The following is a 19,736-nucleotide window of genomic DNA, read 5'->3' as shown; positions in this document are numbered from 1 at the left end:
TGACCATTATGGGCGCTATAACGCGCCCTTACCAACTTTTCATCCGCTATAGAATTTGTTTAGTCCACTTCAGGACGCATTGCAGGGAACAGCAACACGTCACGAATAGAGGGACTGTCGGTAAACAGCATGACAAGACGGTCGATACCAATGCCCTCGCCTGCCGTAGGCGGCATGCCATACTCCAACGCGCGGATGTAATCGGCGTCGTAATACATCGCCTCCAAGTCGCCTGCGTCTTTTTCCGCCGACTGAGCGCGGAAACGCTCGGCCTGGTCTTCGGCGTCGTTGAGCTCCGAGAACCCGTTGGCGATTTCCCGACCACCGACAAAGAACTCAAAACGGTCGGTGACGAAGGGATTGGCATCATTACGCCGCGCCAGCGGGCTAACTTCAGCCGGGTATTCGATAATAAACGTCGGCCGGTCGAGTTTGTGCTCAGCCACTTCTTCAAAAATTTCTGTTTGAACCTTACCCAGGCCCCAGCTCTCTTTGATCTTGATGCCGAGCTTCTCAGCCGCCGCCCGCGCAGCCTCTAGTGAATCTAAATCGCTGTCAGCAATGCCGTCGCCGTGATCCAGAATCGCCTGTCGCAGTGTCAAACGATCAAACGGCTGTCCGAAATCATAGCTAGTGCCCTGATAGTCAATCACCGCGCTGCCCAGCACCTCTTCGGCTGCCGTGCGCAACATCGCTTCGGTCATATCGATCAGGTCGCGATAATCCGCGTACGCCCAGTAGAATTCCACCATAGTGAATTCTGGATTGTGGCGCGTCGATAGACCTTCATTGCGGAAATTGCGGTTAATCTCAAAGACTTTTTCAAAGCCGCCCACCACTAAACGCTTGAGATAAAGCTCAGGCGCAATACGCAGATACATGTCGATATCCAGCGCGTTGTGGTGCGTGGTGAAAGGACGCGCTGCGGCACCGCCGGGAATCGGCTGCAGCATGGGCGTTTCTACTTCCATAAAGCCGCGCTGTTCAAAGAAGCGACGCATGGAGCTGATCACCGCCGCGCGGGTTTCAAACACCTTACGCGACTGCGGATTCATAATCAGATCCACATAGCGCTGGCGGTAGCGGGCTTCCATATCGGTCAAGCCGTGAAACTTATCCGGCAGTGGACGCAGGCTTTTCGTCAGCAGCTGGGCCTCTTTCATCATGACGTACAAATCGCCCTTACCGGACTTATGCACGGGCCCGCGGGCGGCCACGATGTCACCGATATCCCAGCTTTTAATATCGTCTAGCACATCAGCGGGCAGGCCTTTTTTATCCACATACAGCTGGATTTGCCCGGCCACGTCCTGAATAACGATAAACGGCCCGCGCTGGCGCATGACGCGACCTGCCACCGAGGCGTGATGATCCAGCGCCTCAAGGTCAGCCTTTTCTTTGTCGCCCAGCTTATTTTGCAGCTCGACGGTTAAACTATCGCGGCGAAAATCATTCGGAAACGCACTCTTACCCTGCTCGGCGGCCAGTTCACGACGCGCGGCAAGCTTGGCCCGGCGCTCGGCGATCAGATGATTTTCCTGGTGTTCAGAGCCATGTGTTTCAGAGCCATGCTGCTCAGACGCGTCTTGGTTAGCCATGTGGCACCCTGTTGATAATCAAACCGTGAAAAATTACAAACCCTGCTTGAGGCTAGCGACGATAAACTGATCAATATCCCCGTCGAGCACCTTATCGCAGTTGCTGGACTGCACGCTGGTACGCAAATCTTTGATGCGCTGATCGTCAAGCACGTACGAGCGAATTTGGCTGCCCCAGCCGATATCCGCTTTTGAATCCTCGGCTTCCTGCTTGGCCGCATTGCGCTTTTGCATTTCGTGTTCCCACAGCCGCGCTTTCAGCTGCTTCATAGCAAAGTCGCGGTTAGCGTGCTGGCTGCGCTGCCCTTGGCAGGCCACTACGATCCCGGTTGGCTCGTGGGTAATCCGTACCGCGGAATCGGTGGTGTTAACGTGCTGACCACCCGCACCGCTAGAGCGGTAAGTGTCAACGCGCAGGTCCGAGGGATTAATCTCAACCTCGAAGCTATCGTCAATTTCCGGGGATAGGAATACCGATGCGAAGGAGGTGTGCCGGCGGCCGCCTGAGTCGAACGGGCTTTTGCGCACTAAGCGATGCACGCCGGTTTCCGTACGCAGCCAGCCAAACGCGTAGTCGCCCTGGATATGTACCGTTGCCGACTTAATACCGGCCACTTCACCGGCAGAGATCTCACTGATATCTGCTTTAAATCCGTGGCTTTCCGCCCAGCGCAGATACATGCGCAGCAAAATATTCGCCCAGTCCTGCGCTTCGGTGCCGCCAGAGCCCGACTGAATATCCAGATAGGCGTTATTTTGATCCATATCACCGGAAAACATGCGCCGAAACTCAAGCTTTTCAAGCGCGGCCTGCAGGCTGTCTAGCTCTTTACGCACTTCATCAACCGTGCCTTCATCGTCCTCCATTTCAGCCAGCTCTAGCAGGTCTCGGCTATCGCCTAGCCCCTGATCGAGATCATCAATGGTGGCGACAATGGCCTCAAGAGAGGCGCGCTCTTTGCCCAGTTTCTGCGCATAGGCCGGATCGTTCCAGACATTGGGGTCTTCCAGTTCGCGGGTGACCTCTTCTAGCCGATCTTGCTTTTCGGCATAGTCAAAGATACCCCCTAAGAACGTCTGTCCGCTCAGACAGGTCCTTGATCTGGTTATGAATCGGGTTGGTTTCCAACATGGGATTGCCCTAGCGTGGTCTGCTCGGATCGTACAGAGATGTATCGATCAGAAAAGCACATAGTGTAACGAAAGCCGACCCGCCCCGCATCCAATGGCCAGCGTCAGGGCAATAAAAAACCCGGCGCACGGTTCATGCGCCGGGTTTCGATGCTAGCTCATTAGCAGATGTTTAAAAGCGATAGGTCAACTGAGCGCCAAAACCATGGGCTTCGTTTTTGTAGTCGGCCGAATAGTTCGCTCCACCCACGGCTGCGCCACCCGTGGCAGCACTGGCTAGCAGATCATTACGTTCCTGCTCTACAAAAGTGCCGCGCTCGGTGAGGTAAGAGTATGCAAAGTCTAGCGTCATATCAGGCGTCGGGCTCCAACCTGCTCCCAGCGAGAAGATACGCCGATCATCCGAAGGAATACGCACGCTGCGGTCTGTATCATTGGTCGGCGTAAAGTCGAGCGTCACCCCGACACGCAGCGCCAACGTAGGCGTTAACTGATATTCACCGCCAGTGGCAAATGCCCATGCGTTCGAATAGTTTTGCGGCTCTTGAGTGATTTGGTCGCCCTGGCTGCCTTTCACCAAAATCTCATCAAAATGGCTCCAGCGCACCCATGAGGCGCCAAACATCAGCTTAAGGCGATCCGTCATCTGCTGAGTCAGCGAGAAGTTAACCGTTTCAGGCGTGGTTAGGTCGAGGCTTGCAGAATCAGCACGCAACACGTTGCCCATAGGGTCGGTCGCACTAAAGCTGCCTTCCAAGTTGTAATCTACTTTCGAGCGATAGGTTAGACCCAGCGTTGTTTCAGTCACCGGACGATAGATAACGCCTAAGTTATAACCCCACGCCTCATCGTCACCCTCAACGCGCGAATCGATATCGCCAGCAGCATCGAAGGCGGCGCTTGAGGGCAGTTGACGGCGCAGCTCGCCTTCCACTCGGTTGTAGGTAACCCCAGCGCCTACCGCCCACTGATCGTTAAAGCGATAAGACACCGTCGGCTGAGCACTCACCACCGTCACTTCGGTGTAATTACCAAAATAGCGGCCTTGGAAGTCATCTTCATACTCAGTTTTAGAGCCAAACGGCGCGTACACCCCAAACCCAAACGCTAGCTGATCAGTAACGGGCTGTGCATAGAAGGCAAAGGGAATGAAAGTACCCGGCACCATATCGCCATCGTTGCCGCCGGGAATACTGCCCACGGGAATTTGACTGCCATTAGGCGCGCCGCCCAGAGCAACGCCGGAATCGATGTTACGGGTAGCCTCCACATTTGAAAGGTCCGTATTTACATTTAAATAGGTGCCACCCACGGTAATTTGGGCACGATCTAAAAACGACATACCCGCCGGGTTGCCATAAACAATGGAGGCGTCGTTAATGTTAGAGCTGCGCCCGGCATGGCCGTAGCCCTGCCCGCTTACACTCTGTTCGTTGATTTGATACCCGCCCGCGTGGGCTTGGCTGGCAAAGGCGGCGGTGATGGCAGCAGCCAGGGTGAGCTTATTAAATTTATTATTCATGATGAACCTCTTCCCGATGATCCGATGGATACAGACGATCCAACTTCGTTATTTTTCACATGACTGTTTTCTCGCAACTGCGCTAAAGGTTCAAGAGTAAACGAGCGTTTTATTTCATTTTTTGCTTATACATTAGTCGTACGACCGTTTTAAATCAGTGTTTTAGTTATTTTCACTCATTCACTAAGTCTAGCTTGACCTATGGGTAACCCATAGGTTCTACACTTAAAAGCATGATGAAATCCAACGATTCGCTTAAGCGAGAGAGACGGCCATGAAAGTGAATGAGCTTGCCAAACGTGGAGGCGTTACCGCAGAAACCGTGCGCCATTACGCCCGCGAGCAGCTGCTGGCCCCGCAGCGCCACCCGGATAACGGCTATCAGCTGTTTTCAGATACCGACTTAGAACGGCTGCGCTTTATTCAACGGGCGCGCAAGCTGGGCTTTAGCGTCGCTGAAATCCGCGACATACTTTCCCACGCGGATCAGGGCGACTCCCCCTGCCCGCTGGTGCGTGATCTGCTCGCCAGCCGCCTACCTCACATTCGCGCCCGCATTGCTGAGCTGGAAGCACTGGCCGAGCGTATGGAGCATGCCCTCGTGAGCTGGCAACACATGCCCGACGGCACGCCTGACGGACACAGCGTGTGCCGCTTGATTGAAAGCTTTCCCGATGCAGCTTCCGAGGAGACACCATGAGCGATTCCCATGGTAGCGCTCTTAAAACGCGCCATATACCCGACATGAGCTGTCAAAGCTGCGTTAAGCGTATGCGTGCAGCGATTCAAGAGATCGACCCTGCGGCAGACGTCGTTGGCACGCCAGAGGAACAACGCCTGGAGGTCTCTTCAACCTTAACCAACGAAGCGCTGGACCAACAACTCACCGCTGCGGGCTATCCGCCGGACGCGCGCCCCCTTAGCGCCACGACCCAACAGCCTGACGAGACGACCGCCGCTGACCACACTGAAAGCACCCGCGAAGCAGGCAAAGAACAGCGTTTAGCGATCAGCGGAATGACCTGCGCCAGCTGCGTAAAAAGCGTTCAGAAAGCGCTTGAGCACACCGAAGGTGTCAACACCGCCAGCGTCAATTTTGGCACTCACTCCGCTCAGGTGTTTGGTAGCGCCACTGCCCAGGCGTTAATTAGCGCCGTGGAAGCGGCGGGCTACAGTGCGGCCCCCATTGTGGATATGGCTGAGGCCGAACGCACTCGCTCAGAGCAAGATGCCAAGACCTATCGGCAGCGGCTGCGCGGCAGCGCTGTGTCGCTAGCCTTAGCCATCCCTCTCATGCTTAGCATGTTCTTTTTTCACCCTCACCCGATGGGCATGGGGCGTCTTTATTGGTTAGTCGTTGGTCTGCTCACGCTAGGCGTCATGGTCTTTCCCGGGCGTCACTTTTTCGTCAATGCCTGGAAGAGCATCAAGCATCATCAGGCCAATATGGATACGCTGATTGCCATGGGCACCGGCACCGCCTGGCTGTACTCCATGGCGGTGGTACTGTTCGCACCGTGGCTACCGGAGGTGGCTCAGGGTATTTATTTTGAAGCCTCCGCGATGGTGATTGGGCTGATTTTACTCGGCAATGCCATGGAGCTTCGCGCGCGAGGCCGTACTAGCAATGCTTTAAAGCGTCTGCTCGACCTGCAAAGCCGCACTGCGCGGGTCATCCGCGACGGCCACGAGCAGGAGATTGAGATTGATGCCGTGCGTTCTGGCGACCACGTTCGAGTACGCCCCGGCGAGCGCCTACCGGTAGACGGCCAGGTGACCGAGGGCCAAAGCCACATTGATGAGTCGATGCTTACCGGCGAACCGGTGCCGGTCGCTAAGCACATTGGCGATGACGTCAGCGCTGGTACGGTGAATGACCGTGGCGGGCTGGTATATCAAGCCACGCGGGTAGGCACCGACACTCGGCTTGGGCAGATTACCGAACAGGTCGCAAGCGCCCAGAACTCACGCCCACCGATTGGCGAGCTCGCCGATCAGGTCTCCAGCGTATTTGTCCCTTCGGTCATGATCATTGCCGTACTCACGGCGCTGGTCTGGTTCAACCTAGGGCCGGCACCGCTGGTCATCCATATGCTGGTCACGGCGACCACCGTGCTAATCATTGCCTGCCCCTGCGCGCTGGGACTGGCAACGCCCATCTCGACCATGATTGGCGTCGGTAAAGCGGCAGAACACGGGGTATTGGTGCGCAACGGCGAAGCGCTACAAACCGCCAGCAAGCTCACCACGCTAGTCGTCGATAAGACCGGCACATTAACTCAAGGCAAGCCGAGCGTGACCGACGCGCAGATGTTTGACACCGATCAATCCACCGCATTGGGGTGGGTGTTCGCGCTGGAGCAAGGCTCCGAACATCCGCTGGCAACGGCGCTGATGCATTACGCCACAGAACATGACGCTTCGACCGCTGAGATTGAGCATTTTGATAGCGTGACCGGCGGTGGCGTGAAGGCGCAAACATCCGACGGCAAAGCGCTACTCCTCGGCAATGCTCGCCTGCTGACGGAAGCGGGGGTGGATCTCCACGCGAGTGAGGAGCAAGCCCACACTCTGGAGGACCGGGCGCGAACGCTGGTGTACCTAGCGGTAGATGGCAAACTGGCCGCCTTGTTTGGTATTAGCGACCCTTTGCGCCACGACACCGTGGCCGCGATCAAACGTCTGCAAAAAGATGGTCTGACCATCGTAATGCTCACCGGCGACAACGAGCACACCGCCCAGGCGATTGCTCAGGAAGTAGGTATTAGCGAGTACAGAGCGGGCCTGTTGCCTGAGGACAAACATGCCGAGATTGAGCGACGCCAGCAGGCGGGCGAAATCGTTGGCATGGTGGGCGATGGCATTAATGATGCCCCCGCGTTGGCACGAGCGAACGTAGGCTTTGCCATTGGCCAGGGCACCGATGTAGCGATTGAGAGTGCGGGCATAACGCTGATGCGCGGCTCTCTGCACGGGGTCGCGTCCGCCATTGAGATCAGCCGGGCAACGCTGCGCAATATCAAGCAGAATCTGGTGGGCGCGTTTGGCTATAACCTACTCTGTATTCCTATCGCCGCCGGGGTGCTCTACCCGCTCACCGGCACCTTGCTCTCGCCAATGATTGCAGGTGCCGCTATGTCGCTCTCGTCCATCACCGTGGTGAGTAACGCCAACCGCCTGCGGCTGTGGAAACCCACTAGCCAGGAGGACGCCTCATGAGCTTACTGATCAACGTCGCAGGCGTAGGCCTGATTGCATTAATTGTGTGGTGGTTCTGGCTTAGCTGACCCCAACATAGCGCCCTGGTTTATGGTTCAGGGCGATAATCAGATTGAGCGTTAACGCTCCTAACACCGAGTAACCCACGCGATCTAACGGTAGCTGAGTCAAGGCAATCAGCAAAATGATTCCATCAATTGCCAGCTGTACATAGCCTGCGCGCAGGCCGTGCTTATCCTGCAGGTAAAGCGCCAAAATATTGATACCACCGAGGCTGGTGCGGTGGCGAAACAGCATCAGCATACCGATGCCCATCAGCGCACCACCCATTAACGCCGCGTAGAGCGAAGGCACGTTAGCAAACTGCACCCAGCCTTGGGTGAGTTCCGAAAACAGCGAGACCAGACCAATGGCGGCAAAGGTACGCAGCGTGAAACTCCAGCCCATACGCTTAACGGCCAGGTAATAAAACGGCAGATTAATGGCGAAAAAATACACCCCAAACCCCCAGCCGGTGACGCTGCTGGTCATATAGCTCAGCAGCAGCGCCAGACCCGCAGTGCTACCCGTGAGAAGCACCGCATGGGTGTAGAAGGTAACGCCCAGCGCGACAAAAAACGTGCCCAGCAGCATCGCCATCAGATCTTCATAGGGGCGATGCTGGTCTTTGGGTAAATCTTCCACGCGCATAAGGGGCGACCTTACTTGGAGGTTGTTGGGAGTTTACGAGTTTGTTGGACGGTTTAAATAGCGCTGGCGTGCTCGACCATTAATTGAAGGGATTCGCGGCCGCGCCAGCGATTGCGATTAAGCTTATAGGCGCAGTGCAGCGTGTCCCCCACGCTGAACCCGGGCAGCTCGCCCGGCGTCAAGGCACGAAACCAGATAGCTTTGCAGGTTACGGGGCCGGTGGAAAGCTCCAGCATCAGATGCGAGCCATCGGCCCCTACTGGTCGCATCGCTTCGACAATAAAGCGCCCTTCAAACAGCGGCGGATCAAACTCACGCCCGTAGGGGCCGAGCATTTCAATTTCTTTTAACGTCGTCAGCGAAAGCTGCGCGGTGGAAAGCTCACCGTCGGTCCATAGGCGCGGATAAAGCGTGCGCCCGCCCAGCTGCTCATTGACCGCCTGCAAAAAAGCCGCCTTGAAAGCATCAAGCTGGCTGCGTGGTACGCCGACGCCCGCCGCGCCACTATGGCCACCAAAGCGCGGCAGCGCCTCAGGAACAAGTTCATACGTGCGCTGCAGCGCATCGCGCAGATGCAGCCCATCAATCGAGCGACCGGAGCCGGTGAGCATTCCGGGGGCCGCGGCCTGGGTAAGCACCAATGCAGGGCGCCCGTAGGCCTGCACTAATCGCGAGGCAACGATGCCCTGCACGCCAGGGTGGCCATCTTCCAGCAACACTATGACGGCAGGCTCGTCAGCGGACAGAGCACTCACCGCTAGTGTGCGCGCCTCAGCTGCCATATCCGCCTCAATGGCCTTGCGCGACTGATTATCCTGATCCAGCACGTCGAGCTGACGATTGGCAACGGCATCACTTTCAGCGAGCATAAAATGCAGCGCCGCGTAGGGATCATCAAGCCGCGAACGCGCGTTAATACGTGGCCCCATCTGAAACGCCAGCGTCTCGGCATTAAACGGCACGCTGTCAGCGCCTAAGCGCGTAGCCATAGCCCGCCAGCAGGCCGCATCCATACGATTAATCAGCGTTAAGCCCTGGCTGACCACCGCGCGGTTTGCGGGGCTGCCACCCAGCGAGACGCAGTCCGCCACCGTGCCTAACGCCACGTAGGAAAGCCAGGGCGAAAGCTTGGGCGTCGATTCCGGCAGTGCGCCCCATTCAATCAATACGCCGCGTGCAAGCGACATTAATAGCCATGCCACCATACAGCCGGCGATGGTTTTGTCGGGGTAGTCGCAGTCACTGCGAGTCGGGTTCACGCAGGCATAGGCCGACGAGGGCGGGCCTTCCACCGGCAGCGCGTGGTGGTCGCTGACCACCACGTCGATACCCGCTTCCTTTAGGCGTGCGATACGCGGCTCATCACTACTGCCGCAGTCGGCGGTGATCACCAGCGTTGGAAAGGGCTTGAGCGCGAGCGTGCGCTCCACCAGCGGCAGGCTAATACCGTAGCCGTCGTTAATACGATGGCCAATCAAACTGTGCAGTTTGCCTTCCGGCACGCCAAATAGCTCAACCAGCGTGCGCCGAATCACCACGTGCGAGGTGATTCCGTCGACGTCGTAATCGGTAAGAATGCCAATGGTTTCGCCTTCGGCGACCGCCTGGGCGATGCGTTCGGCGGCACGGCGGCCGTCGGCAAGCTTCTTAGGATGCGCCAAATACCGCAGGCTGGGCGCGATTAATGGCTGCAGTTCACCGCTATAACCCGGCAATCGTGAGGCCAGCAAGCGCGCCTGCAGCTCACTTAGGCCCTCTGCTTGCGCGCGAGCGTAGAGCGCCTCGTCAAGAGGACGAGGCTCCAAGCGCGGCCTGGTGGCGTTATCTGGCAGCGTGTCGTGAGGCAACTCATTCAAGGAGTTCATTAGCGATTCAACGGCGATGTTCCGCGACATACTGCTGCACGGCGGCAAGCTCGGCGGGCAGCACGGTGTAACGCTCTTCACGCTCCAGCAAATCGTCCATGTGCGGCGGCAGCGGAACGCCGAGGAAGCCCGCTTTCACCACGGCTTCGGCAAATTTGGCCGGGTGTGCAGTCGCCAGCGTAATCATCGGCGTTGATTGGTCCGCGCGGGCACGCTCAGCGGCCCAATAGCCGGTGGCGGTATGCGGATCAAGCATTTCGCCCGTACGCTTATGGGCGTCGCGAATCGCTTCCAGAATGGTTGTATCGTCCACGCTGTAGCTTGCAAACATCTCGCGCAGCTTGGCCAGCGGCGCATCCGCTAAAGCGGTAGGCTCCTGCTGGAAACGCTCAAGCAGCGCCGCCACGGCTAGCCCATCGCGGTCATAGGCGTCAAACAGCAGGCGTTCAAAGTTAGACGACACCACGATGTCCATAGAAGGCGCTAGCGTCGCCGCCAGCTCTTTTTTGGAGAAGTCGTTGGCCGCTAAGGTGCGATGCAAAATATCGTTGGCATTGGTGGCAATGATGAACTGCTTCACCGGCAGCCCCATTTTGTAGGCCATGTAGCCTGCAAATACGTTGCCAAAGTTAGCCGACGGTACGCAGAAACTCACCTCGCGATGCGGCGCGCCTAGCGCAACGCCCGAGGCGATGTAGTAAACGATCTGCGCCATGATGCGCGCCCAGTTGATTGAGTTCACCGCGACTAAGCGGGTCCCGTTCAAGAAGGTTTGATCGGCGAAGCTCGCTTTTACCATCGCCTGGGCATCATCGAAATTGCCCTCAATGGCAATATTGAAGACGTTGTTGGCCAGCACCGAGGTCATTTGACGACGCTGCACTTCCGACACGCGGTTGTGCGGATGCAGAATAAAGATATCCAGGTTGTCACAGTGGCGGCAGCCTTCAATCGCCGCTGAGCCGGTATCACCAGACGTCGCTCCCATGATCACCGCGCGCTCGCCGCGTTTTTGCAGGAAGTGATCCAGCAGGCGGCCCAATAGCTGCAGCGCTACGTCTTTAAACGCGAGCGTCGGGCCATGAAACTGCTCAAGCAGAAAGTGATTGGCATCAAGCTGCTTGAGTGGCACCACCGCATCGTGATTAAACGTTGCGTAGGCTTCGGTAACGATGTTGCGGAACGTCTCGTCGTCGATCTCACCGTTCACAAACGGCTTCATCACCCGAAAAGCGATCTCGGCATAGGAGAGCCCGGCCATATCGGCAAGCTCTTCACGGGAAAACTCAGGCAGCGTTTCTGGCACATACAGACCGCCATCGCTGGCCATACCGGTGAGCACGACTTCTTCAAAAGACAGCGCGGGCGCCTGCCCACGCGTGCTGATATAGCGCATCTTGGCTTACTCCCCTTCGTCCAGGCTTTCCACGCGAATGCGTGTTACCGGCCCAGCAATATCGGCCATCGACTCAATTTCACGAATGGCTTCGTTCATCTGTTTCTCTTTGGTGCGATGCGTCAGCAGAATGATCGGCACCAGCTCGCCTTCGGTGGCTTCTTTTTGAATCAGCGCCTCAATTGAGATGCCCTGCTCGGCCAGAATGGTCGCCACGCGCGCCAATACGCCGGGACGATCGACCGCCAGCAGACGCAGGTAGTAGGCCGTAATGATATCTTCCATCGGCATGATGGGCAGCTGGGTAACATCTTCATCAATGCCGCTGAACGCGAGATATGGCACGCGGTAGTGGTGATCGGTGGAGATATCCCGAGCGACGTCCAGCAAATCGGCGACTACGGCAGACGCAGTCGGTTCAGCGCCAGCGCCCGCTCCGTAATAAAGCGTTGGGCCAACCGCATCGCCCATAATCGCAATGGCATTTTTAACGCCGTGCACATTGGCCAGCAGGCGCTCTTTAGGAATCAGCGTGGGATGAACACGCAGCTCTAGCCCATGGTCGGTGCGCTTGGAAATACCCAGGTGCTTGATCACATAGCCCAGGTTGTCGGCTTGTTCGATGTCTTCTGCCGTAATGCGTGAAATACCTTCGGTGAAGGCTTTTTCAAACTGGAGCGGCACACCGTAAGCAATCGAAGCCAGAATCGTCAGCTTGTGCGCAGCGTCGATGCCTTCCACATCAAAGGTGGGATCGGATTCGGCGTAGCCCAACGCTTGTGCTTCAGCGAGCACATCCTCAAAGGCACGGCGCTCATCGCGCATATGGGTAAGAATATAGTTGCCGGTGCCGTTGATAATGCCGGCTACCCATTCGATGCGGTTGGCACCTAAGCCTTCGCGCAGCGATTTAATCACCGGAATGCCGCCGGCAACAGCGGCTTCAAATGCCACGATCACGCCCTTTTCATGGGCGGCTTTGAAAATCTCATTACCGTGCACGGCAATCAGCGCTTTATTGGCCGTAACCACGTGCTTGCCATTAGCAATGGCGGTCAGCACGAGTTCGCGGGCCATATCGTAGCCGCCAATCAGCTCCACCAGGACATCCACATTAGGATTTTTGGCAACTTCAAACACGTCAGAGGTGGCATTGATGCCGGTAATATCGCAGTCAGGGTGAATGCTGCGGTGAGCGACCTGTTCAATCACAATAGGACGGCCAGCACGACGCGCAATATCGTCGGCATTGCGGGTCAATACGTTAAAGGTGCCGCCACCGACAGTTCCTAAACCACAAATACCTACTCTTACCGGTTTCAAAATACTTCCCCTTTCATAGTTCGCACCCGTCAGTGCCGGGTCTTAAATTTGGAGTCTCAGCATTCGTTGCTGTCGGTGACGTTATTCGTCGTCTAAGCCTAACATGGCGGTGAGCCGCTCGGGGGGCACAAATCCAGGCACTAGCTGCCCATTAGGTAAAATAATGGCGGGCGTACCCTGCACGCCCAGAGCTTTCCCCAGCTCATACTGCCCGGCGACGGGATTGTCGCAGCTTGCCGAGCCAGCGATGCTCTGACCTTCTTTGGCCTGGGTCATCGCCTCGCTGCGATTATCCGAACACCACACCTGTTGCAGGGTGGCGGCGGCGGCGCTATTCATACCGGCGCGAGGAAAGGCCATGTAGTGAACCGCGATACCGCGCTCGTTAAGCTCTGGAATGGTGTCGTGCAAACGCGCGCAGTAAGGGCAGGTCGGGTCAGTGAACACCACGATGGTCGCCTTAGGCTCTGCGGCACCGCGGAAGATGACCCGCTCGCTTTCCGGCACGGCTGCTAACGCATCGGCGCGCTCTTGGTTTTGCGCCTGTTCCGTTAAGTTAATCAGCCCGCTGGGCGCATTTTCATACAGGTCGCCAAGCACAAAGTAGCTACCATCGGCGTTCGAGTAGAAGGATTCGCCGCTTTCCAGCCGCACATGATAGATGCCATCCATGGGCGTTTCGGTAACCGCTTCGACAGGCATCGACTGGCCATTAACGCTCAGTGACCCGGCTAAACGGTCGGCCACGTCATCGGCTTGGGCAGCCGCGGGCAATAGGCTGCCCGCTACCAGCAGCGTCATCATTGAGAAAGGGGACAGTAAAGGCAGTGTTAAAAAACGGCGTTGACGCATCATCAATTCAACCTCTTGGGTGATGTTCTGCATGCAGGCTTTCCAAGCGCGCTTGGGCTACATGGGTATAAATTTGGGTCGTCGACAAGTCGCTATGACCCAGCAGCAGCTGTACGACTCTCAAATTGGCCCCATGATTCAATAAATGGGTCGCAAATGCGTGACGTAACGTATGCGGTGACAGCGGCCGGGTTATCCCAGCCGTTATCGCATGAACTTTAATACGGTGCCAAAACGTTTGCCGAGTCATGGCTTTATCGGCGCGCCCTGGAAACAGCGCCGGGCGCGTTGGGTCACTCATTAACGCAAGCCTAGCGGTCTGCATGTAGTGCGCGATCCAATCGGCGGCTTCTTCGCCCATGGGCACCAGACGGTCTTTATCGCCCTTACCGCGTACCCGCACCACCCCTTGGCGAAGATTGACCGCGTCACCGGTGAGCCCTACCAGTTCAGACACTCGCAGGCCACAGGCGTAAAGCAGCTCTAGCATGGCGCGATCGCGCACCCCTAGCGGCGTATCCGTATCGGGTGCCATCAGCAGCCGCTCTACCTCGTCCTCATCCAGCGTGTTGGGCAAGCCGGGTATCACACGCGGCAGCTTAATATCCGTCAGGGGATCGCTCGCCACCTGATTATTCAGGCGGCCCCAGCGGTAAAAGCTGCGCAAGGTCGACAGTAGCCGGGCGGTGCTGCGCAACTGGTAGCCTTGCTCACGGCGGCTAGCAAGCCATTCTCTAAGCCGCTCAGGCGGCGGTGCCAACAGCGCTTCGCCGTGAGTGTCCAAGTGATTTTGCCACGCGGTTAAATCACGTCGATAGGCCGCTAAGGTATGGTCGCTAGCCCCTTGCTCTAGCCATAGAGCATCTAAAAAAGCATCAATAACGCTCATACGTTAGCCATCTCCTGGCGCTTTTAAGCGTAGCTACGCTAAAGCACCTGCCCTATAAACAAAACCCCGCCCCGCAAAGCGGTGACGGGGTCTTGGTATCCAGGCGCTACGCATATCCGAAAACAGCGAGCGCCTGTGGAACAGTGGCGATTAAGCCAACTTTTCCTTGATACGTGCTGAACGACCGCTGCGCTCGCGCAGGTAGTACAGTTTGGCTTGACGCACGTCGCCGCGACGTTTGACTTCAAGTGAGTCAACCAGCGGGCTGTAGGTCTGGAAAGTACGCTCAACGCCAACACCGTGAGAAATTTTACGCACGGTGAATGCGGAGTTCAGGCCACGGTTACGCTTACCGATGACCACACCTTCAAACGCCTGAAGACGCTCGCGAGTGCCTTCTTTTACTTTTACCTGAACGACAATAGTGTCGCCGGGGGCAAAGGGAGGAATTTCTTTGCCCATTTGCTCAGATTCGATCGCCTGGATCACTTTGCATTTACTGCTCATCATCATACTCCTGAATAACGTAATGGCTTGACCGCTCAATCATGGGAGGCGGAAGCCGTGATCCCGGCGCTCGAAACAAGCTGCGCGGGAGTCGTTATGGGTGACGCAGGTACGCAGGCTTGCAGCCTTATTCGCCCTGCACCGCCGCCCTGGCCTACTTTGTTCTAACTATTATTAATCGTGTTAACTAAGATTAATCAGTCTTGGCTGACAAAGTGGACAGTGCGTGTTCCTCGACAAACTCATTCAGCAGCTTGCGCTGCTCGGCATCTAACGGCCGCCCTTCTAACATATCCGGACGACGCTGCCATGTCCGGCCTAGCGACTGCTTTAACCGCCAGCGCTTGATGGCTGCATGATTACCGCTTAACAGCACATCGGGAACCTGGCGCCCGTCAATAAGCTCTGGACGGGTGTAGTGCGGGCAGTCTAACAGACCGTCATTAAACGAGTCTTCGACAGCGGAATCCTGATGGCCCAGCACGCCGGGAATCAGCCTTGCCGCCGCGTCAATCAGCACCATCGCTGGCAGCTCACCGCCGCTCAGCACATAGTCACCAATCGACCATTCTTCATCGATGTCACTTTCTACCACGCGCTCGTCAATGCCTTCATAGCGCCCGGCTACGACCACTAAAGGCCCAGCACAAGCCAGTGCTTGAACGCCCTGTTGATCTAGCTTACGCCCCTGAGGCGAGAGATAGATCACCGTTGGCACTTGGCCGGTGGCTTGCTGTGCCCGCTCGCGGGCTGCAAAAATCGCTGCGCGCAGGGTATCGACTTTCATCAACATCCCAGGACCACCGCCATAGGGGCGGTCATCAACGCTGCGGTGGCGGTCAGTGGCATAATCCCGCGGATTCCAAAATTCCAGTGCGATACGCTGTTTATCTACCGCTCTGCCGACCACGCCCTGCTGCGTTAGCGCGTCAAACATCTCGGGAAACAAAGACACCACACCAATCCACATAGCAGGCGTTACTGAGTTTTCACCAGTGACCGGCTCAATTGAGTCGGACGTCATATCATTGTTTAGCTTACTCAGCTCACTCAGCTCTTTCAGCTTACTCAAAATTCGGGATCCCAATTGACGACCATACGGCCCTCGTCGGGACTGATTTTGACAATGACATCGTCTGGTAAAAACGGCAGCAGCCGCTCACGCAGATCGATCGCATCCTGATCACCGCGAACCACCATGACATCGTTGGCGCCGGTTTCAAACAGGTAGCTTACCCGCCCTAGCCGTTCGCCGGCCTGAGTGAAGACCGCCATGCCTTCAAGCTCATGCCAATAGTATTCGTCGCCAGAAAGCTCAGGCAGCGCTTCTTTAGGCATCAGAATATCCGTTTGGGCTAATGCTTCAGCCGCATCACGGTCATCAACGCCCTGCAGTTGCACCACAACGCCTTTACCCTGCCGACGTCCCTGAACAATGCTTATGCGCTTAAGCGTTTCGCCTTGGCGCACCCACCATTCTGGGTATTCGAGAATGCTGTCCATCGGGCTAGTGTAGGAATACACCTTGAGCCAACCTTTCACCCCATAAGGGCTAGTCAGCTTGCCTAGCACCACATGCGTGTCGTCAGTTTGGCTTAGCTCTTGATTCAGTTCAGAACGCGTCATTGACGACCTCAGCTACCTAGCACTCAACTAGCTTCACACAGCAAATCTCACAAAGCAGGCTTAGGCCTGTTTGCGTGCTTCTTTAACCAGCTCAGCAACACGACCAGAAAGCTGGGCGCCTTGGCTCTGCCAGTGAACAACGCGGTCTAGGTCAACGCGCAGACGCTCTTCCTGACCACGGGCTACCGGGTTGAAAAAGCCGATACGCTCGATGAAACGACCGTCGCGGGCGTTACGAGAGTCAGTAACGGTCAGGTGGTAAAAGGGACGCTTCTTGGCGCCACCACGGGCCAAACGAATGGTAACCATACGATAACTATCCTTCGGTTGAGGTTACGAGAGTGTGTTGCTAGCGCTTAGCGCTATCGGAACACTCGTCGTGCTACATGCTATATAAAGGCCTTCATTGAGAGGCGCTGCTGCCACGCTTTACGCGCTTTTACGCAACACCCGCGCATGAAGAGGCCGCATTCTACGCAAATGCGCTCTGCTTGGAAAGCCTGACAGCCAGAAAACTCAAAGGCCGTCAACCTTACCCAGCGAGCAGATGCCTACTTTAGCGCCGCGGCAATCCACCGGGACCGCCCATACCGCCCATACCGCCGGGGCCACCCATTCCACCTGGCCCGCCCGGGCCACCGCCGCCCATCATGCCTGACATGCCGCGCATCATTTTCTGCATGCCGCCCTTCTGGCCGGCTTTTTTCATCATTTTCTGCATCTGCTTATGCTGCTTGAGCAGGCGATTAAGATCCGGCACTTGCAGGCCGGCACCGGCGGCAATACGGCGCTTGCGCGACCCGTTGATCAGGTCGGGCTTACGGCGCTCTTTAGGCGTCATGGAGTTAATCAGCGCTTCAAGCTTGCCCATCTCTTTCTCAGGGCCTGGGCCTTGTGCCATCTCCGCCATTTGCCCCATACCGGGCAGCTTGCCTAGCAGGCCACCCATGCCGCCCATCTTTTTAAGCTGCTGGAGCTGGTCGCGAAAATCTTCCAGATCAAAGCCATCGCCTTTCTTGACCTTTTTGGCCAACTGCTCAGCTTTGGATTTATCGACGGTGCGTTCGGCTTCCTCGATCAGCGACAGCATGTCGCCCATACCGAGGATGCGCGAGGCTACGCGATCGGGATGGAATGGCTCCAGGGCGTCGACTTTCTCACCGACACCCATAAACTTGATCGGTTTGCCGGTAATGTGGCGCACTGAAAGCGCCGCGCCACCGCGAGCATCACCGTCAGCCTTGGTCAGGATCACCCCGGTCAGCGGCAGCGCCTCGCTGAATGCCTTAGCCGTATTGGCGGCATCCTGACCGGTCATGGCATCGACCACAAACAGCGTTTCCTGAGGCGAGACTGCTTTATGCAGCGCCTGGATTTCCGCCATCATCGCTTCATCAATTGCCAGGCGGCCGGCGGTATCAATCAGCACTACGTCGTGAAACTGGATCTTAGCGTGCTTGATCGCCGCTTCGGCAATCGCGACCGGTTTTTGGTCGGAGCGTGAGGGGAAGAAGTCTACCTCGACCTCTTTCGCCAACGTTTCCAGCTGGTCAATGGCCGCCGGACGATAGACGTCAGCAGACACGACCAGCACTTTCTTCTTCTCGCGCTCACGCAGATAGCGAGCCAGCTTAGCCACAGAGGTGGTTTTACCCGCCCCCTGTAGGCCCGCCATTAAGACAACCGCGGGGGAGCCTTTAAGCACGAAGCCGTCGTTCGCCTCGCCCATGATCGCTTCCAGCTCTTGCTGAACGATCTTGACGAACTGCTGGCCGGGCGACAGGCTTTTGGACACTTCCTGCCCAACTGCCCGCTCGCGCACGCGTTCAATAAATTCCTTGATGACCGGCAACGCTACGTCGGCCTCAAGCAGTGCGCGACGCACTTCGCGTAGGGTGTCTTTAATATTGTCGTCGGTCAGGCGAGCCTGGCCTTTGATCGACTTTAGCGTCTGGGAAAGACGCTCACTAAGATTCTGGAACATGGGGCCTCTCTGCCTCCGTCACTGCCGTCGGCGCGCACGCCCTGGACTGATGTGTCGCGATTATACGCGTTCACGCCTTGAGTCTCCATGGGGCGCATTGACGATCATGAACGCCGGCACGCTATTTTCGTATACGCGTGCACGGCTGTGCGATGTGGCTTGGATTCGTTATAGTAGCGGAGTATGTTTTGGCCGCAACCGTTCCTAACGTCATTTAATTTTTTAAAGCAACGCGCTGCAAGGCGCACGGATAGCATCAATGCAGGCGCTCCCTTTCGCCACCATGGCATTTATTCTCTATGTCGCCGCTGCCATTTGGCAGGGCATGACGTTGTTCCGGCGCGTGCCGCCGCGCCAAGGCATGGTGCGCCTAGTCGCCGTACTGGGCCTGTTACTGCACATCCCTGTGGTGGTCAAACTCGTAGGGCAATCTCCTGGTCTACTGCCCGGCTTTTCCACGAGCGCTACGCTACTGATGGCCGTAGCGGTAAATGTACTGCTCGTAGCCAGCCTGTTTAAACCGGTGCTAAATGCAGGCATTGCACTGTTCCCGCTGGCAGGCATTACGCTGCTGGCAGCCACTTGGCTACCGAATCAAGGTGGCCATACCGGCCTTACGCCCGGCATTTTGCTGCATGCAACAAGCTCGGCACTTGCGTTTGCCGTACTGGCGATTGCCGCGGCCCAGGCGGTACTGGTCGGCCTGCAGAATCAAGCGCTTCGCCATCATCATATACGTGGCATTGTGCAGTCATTGCCGCCGCTTACGACCATGGAGCGGGTACTGTTCGAACTGGTGTGGGCCGGCATTATCCTGCTGACGCTTTCCATCGCTAGCGGCCTCATTTTTCTCGATAATTTCTTTGCCCAGCACTTAGCGCATAAAACGGTGCTGTCACTACTGGCCTGGATAATCTTCACTACGCTATTGATCGGGCGCTATCGCTTTGGCTGGCGCGGCATGCGTGCCGTGCGCTGGACGCTAGGCGGCTACGGCTTGCTGGTACTGGCTTACTTTGGCAGCAAATTTGTACTTGAGATTGTACTCAATCGATAACGGATTAATGGATAACGAGGCGCACACGCGCCTTTGGTTGTCTTGACACACTACTCGCTACCTTCTAAAAACGAGCC

General features: G+C 56.8%; 17 protein-coding genes. 3 read left to right on the top strand and 14 right to left on the bottom strand.

What is annotated here, in order from left to right:
• Window positions 1-59: 59 nt before the first annotated feature.
• From lysS to KUO20_RS01850, 3 genes are all read right to left on the bottom strand, one after another.
• Window positions 60-1,598, bottom strand: a complete 1,539-nt coding sequence (gene lysS, locus KUO20_RS01860) for a lysine--tRNA ligase (protein ID WP_235041221.1) — start codon at window positions 1,596-1,598, stop codon at window positions 60-62.
• A 33-nt stretch (window positions 1,599-1,631) separates the two neighbouring features.
• Window positions 1,632-2,730, bottom strand: a protein-coding gene (gene prfB, locus KUO20_RS01855; RefSeq protein WP_096276043.1) for a peptide chain release factor 2 whose coding sequence is annotated in 2 segments (ribosomal slippage) — window positions 1,632-2,654 and window positions 2,656-2,730 — 1,098 coding nt in all. Because the reading frame shifts where the segments join, the coding sequence is not laid out codon by codon here.
• A gap of 171 nt (window positions 2,731-2,901) precedes the next feature.
• A complete protein-coding gene (locus KUO20_RS01850) occupies window positions 2,902-4,251 on the bottom strand; it encodes an OmpP1/FadL family transporter (RefSeq protein WP_235041220.1) in 1,350 nt (449 codons plus the stop codon).
• 274 nt (window positions 4,252-4,525) lie between these two features.
• On the opposite strand from KUO20_RS01850, the gene KUO20_RS01845 reads away from it, so the two are divergent.
• Window positions 4,526-4,951 (top strand): MerR family transcriptional regulator, encoded by a 426-nt coding sequence (locus tag KUO20_RS01845; protein ID WP_235041219.1) that lies wholly within the window; start codon window positions 4,526-4,528, stop codon window positions 4,949-4,951.
• Window positions 4,948-7,470, top strand: coding sequence for a heavy metal translocating P-type ATPase (locus KUO20_RS01840; protein ID WP_235041218.1), 2,523 nt, complete (start codon window positions 4,948-4,950; stop codon window positions 7,468-7,470). Before KUO20_RS01845 ends, KUO20_RS01840 begins: the two co-directional genes overlap by 4 nt.
• Before the next feature lie 60 nt (window positions 7,471-7,530).
• Here the strand turns inward: KUO20_RS01840 and KUO20_RS01835 are convergent, their stop codons facing one another.
• The 11 genes from KUO20_RS01835 to ffh all read right to left on the bottom strand — a co-directional run bounded on the left by KUO20_RS01835 (window position 7,531) and on the right by ffh (window position 18,602).
• Window positions 7,531-8,160 (bottom strand): YitT family protein, encoded by a 630-nt coding sequence (locus KUO20_RS01835; protein WP_235041217.1) that lies wholly within the window; start codon window positions 8,158-8,160, stop codon window positions 7,531-7,533.
• 53 nt (window positions 8,161-8,213) lie between these two features.
• The gene (locus KUO20_RS01830; RefSeq protein ID WP_235041216.1) at window positions 8,214-10,025 is read right to left on the bottom strand and encodes a single-stranded-DNA-specific exonuclease RecJ; all 1,812 of its coding nucleotides are present in this window, start codon (window positions 10,023-10,025) and stop codon (window positions 8,214-8,216) included.
• Window positions 10,026-10,032: 7 nt separating this feature from the next.
• Window positions 10,033-11,421, bottom strand: coding sequence for a threonine synthase (gene thrC / locus KUO20_RS01825; protein WP_235041215.1), 1,389 nt, complete (start codon window positions 11,419-11,421; stop codon window positions 10,033-10,035).
• A 6-nt stretch (window positions 11,422-11,427) separates the two neighbouring features.
• Window positions 11,428-12,744, bottom strand: a complete 1,317-nt coding sequence (locus KUO20_RS01820; RefSeq protein WP_235041214.1) for a homoserine dehydrogenase — start codon at window positions 12,742-12,744, stop codon at window positions 11,428-11,430.
• 81 nt (window positions 12,745-12,825) lie between these two features.
• Entirely contained in the window at window positions 12,826-13,629 is an 804-nt protein-coding gene (locus tag KUO20_RS01815) for a DsbC family protein (RefSeq protein ID WP_235041213.1), read from the bottom strand.
• Window positions 13,604-14,485, bottom strand: a complete 882-nt coding sequence (xerD, locus tag KUO20_RS01810; RefSeq protein ID WP_235041212.1) for a site-specific tyrosine recombinase XerD — start codon at window positions 14,483-14,485, stop codon at window positions 13,604-13,606. The genes KUO20_RS01815 and xerD overlap by 26 nt, the downstream gene beginning before the upstream one ends.
• Before the next feature lie 150 nt (window positions 14,486-14,635).
• Complete coding sequence (gene rplS / locus KUO20_RS01805) at window positions 14,636-14,992, bottom strand: 50S ribosomal protein L19 (protein WP_096276061.1); 357 nt, start codon at window positions 14,990-14,992, stop codon at window positions 14,636-14,638.
• Window positions 14,993-15,185: 193 nt separating this feature from the next.
• The gene (gene trmD / locus KUO20_RS01800) at window positions 15,186-15,962 is read right to left on the bottom strand and encodes a tRNA (guanosine(37)-N1)-methyltransferase TrmD (protein WP_235042398.1); all 777 of its coding nucleotides are present in this window, start codon (window positions 15,960-15,962) and stop codon (window positions 15,186-15,188) included.
• Window positions 15,963-16,060: 98 nt separating this feature from the next.
• A complete protein-coding gene (gene rimM, locus KUO20_RS01795; protein ID WP_235041211.1) occupies window positions 16,061-16,618 on the bottom strand; it encodes a ribosome maturation factor RimM in 558 nt (185 codons plus the stop codon).
• A gap of 60 nt (window positions 16,619-16,678) precedes the next feature.
• Window positions 16,679-16,927, bottom strand: coding sequence for a 30S ribosomal protein S16 (rpsP, locus tag KUO20_RS01790; protein WP_007111767.1), 249 nt, complete (start codon window positions 16,925-16,927; stop codon window positions 16,679-16,681).
• A 247-nt stretch (window positions 16,928-17,174) separates the two neighbouring features.
• Window positions 17,175-18,602, bottom strand: a complete 1,428-nt coding sequence (gene ffh / locus KUO20_RS01785) for a signal recognition particle protein (RefSeq protein ID WP_235041210.1) — start codon at window positions 18,600-18,602, stop codon at window positions 17,175-17,177.
• A 259-nt stretch (window positions 18,603-18,861) separates the two neighbouring features.
• Here ffh and KUO20_RS01780 point away from each other — a divergent pair, with 259 nt between their 5' ends.
• Window positions 18,862-19,659 (top strand): cytochrome C assembly family protein, encoded by a 798-nt coding sequence (locus tag KUO20_RS01780; RefSeq protein WP_235041209.1) that lies wholly within the window; start codon window positions 18,862-18,864, stop codon window positions 19,657-19,659.
• Window positions 19,660-19,736 lie beyond the last annotated feature (77 nt).

The sequence above is a fragment of the Vreelandella profundi genome (genome assembly GCF_019722725.1).
GTDB classification, from domain to species: Bacteria; Pseudomonadota; Gammaproteobacteria; order Pseudomonadales; family Halomonadaceae; genus Vreelandella; species Vreelandella profundi.
This window is presented reverse-complemented; position numbering and strand designations above follow the sequence as displayed.

What these genes read in the sequence shown, in the direction of transcription:
- lysS (WP_235041221.1), bottom strand. Translation starts at nt 1,598, where the DNA reads ATGGCTAACCAAGACGCGTCTGAGCAGCATGGCTCTGAAACACATGGC.
- KUO20_RS01850 (WP_235041220.1), bottom strand. Translation starts at nt 4,251, where the DNA reads ATGAATAATAAATTTAATAAGCTCACCCTGGCTGCTGCCATCACCGCC.
- KUO20_RS01845 (WP_235041219.1), top strand. Translation starts at nt 4,526, where the DNA reads ATGAAAGTGAATGAGCTTGCCAAACGTGGAGGCGTTACCGCAGAAACC.
- KUO20_RS01840 (WP_235041218.1), top strand. Translation starts at nt 4,948, where the DNA reads ATGAGCGATTCCCATGGTAGCGCTCTTAAAACGCGCCATATACCCGAC.
- KUO20_RS01835 (WP_235041217.1), bottom strand. Translation starts at nt 8,160, where the DNA reads ATGCGCGTGGAAGATTTACCCAAAGACCAGCATCGCCCCTATGAAGAT.
- KUO20_RS01830 (WP_235041216.1), bottom strand. Translation starts at nt 10,025, where the DNA reads ATGAACTCCTTGAATGAGTTGCCTCACGACACGCTGCCAGATAACGCC.
- thrC (WP_235041215.1), bottom strand. Translation starts at nt 11,421, where the DNA reads ATGCGCTATATCAGCACGCGTGGGCAGGCGCCCGCGCTGTCTTTTGAA.
- KUO20_RS01815 (WP_235041213.1), bottom strand. Translation starts at nt 13,629, where the DNA reads ATGCAGAACATCACCCAAGAGGTTGAATTGATGATGCGTCAACGCCGT.
- xerD (WP_235041212.1), bottom strand. Translation starts at nt 14,485, where the DNA reads ATGAGCGTTATTGATGCTTTTTTAGATGCTCTATGGCTAGAGCAAGGG.
- rplS (WP_096276061.1), bottom strand. Translation starts at nt 14,992, where the DNA reads ATGAGCAGTAAATGCAAAGTGATCCAGGCGATCGAATCTGAGCAAATG.
- trmD (WP_235042398.1), bottom strand. Translation starts at nt 15,962, where the DNA reads ATGTGGATTGGTGTGGTGTCTTTGTTTCCCGAGATGTTTGACGCGCTA.
- rimM (WP_235041211.1), bottom strand. Translation starts at nt 16,618, where the DNA reads ATGACGCGTTCTGAACTGAATCAAGAGCTAAGCCAAACTGACGACACG.
- rpsP (WP_007111767.1), bottom strand. Translation starts at nt 16,927, where the DNA reads ATGGTTACCATTCGTTTGGCCCGTGGTGGCGCCAAGAAGCGTCCCTTT.
- ffh (WP_235041210.1), bottom strand. Translation starts at nt 18,602, where the DNA reads ATGTTCCAGAATCTTAGTGAGCGTCTTTCCCAGACGCTAAAGTCGATC.
- KUO20_RS01780 (WP_235041209.1), top strand. Translation starts at nt 18,862, where the DNA reads ATGCAGGCGCTCCCTTTCGCCACCATGGCATTTATTCTCTATGTCGCC.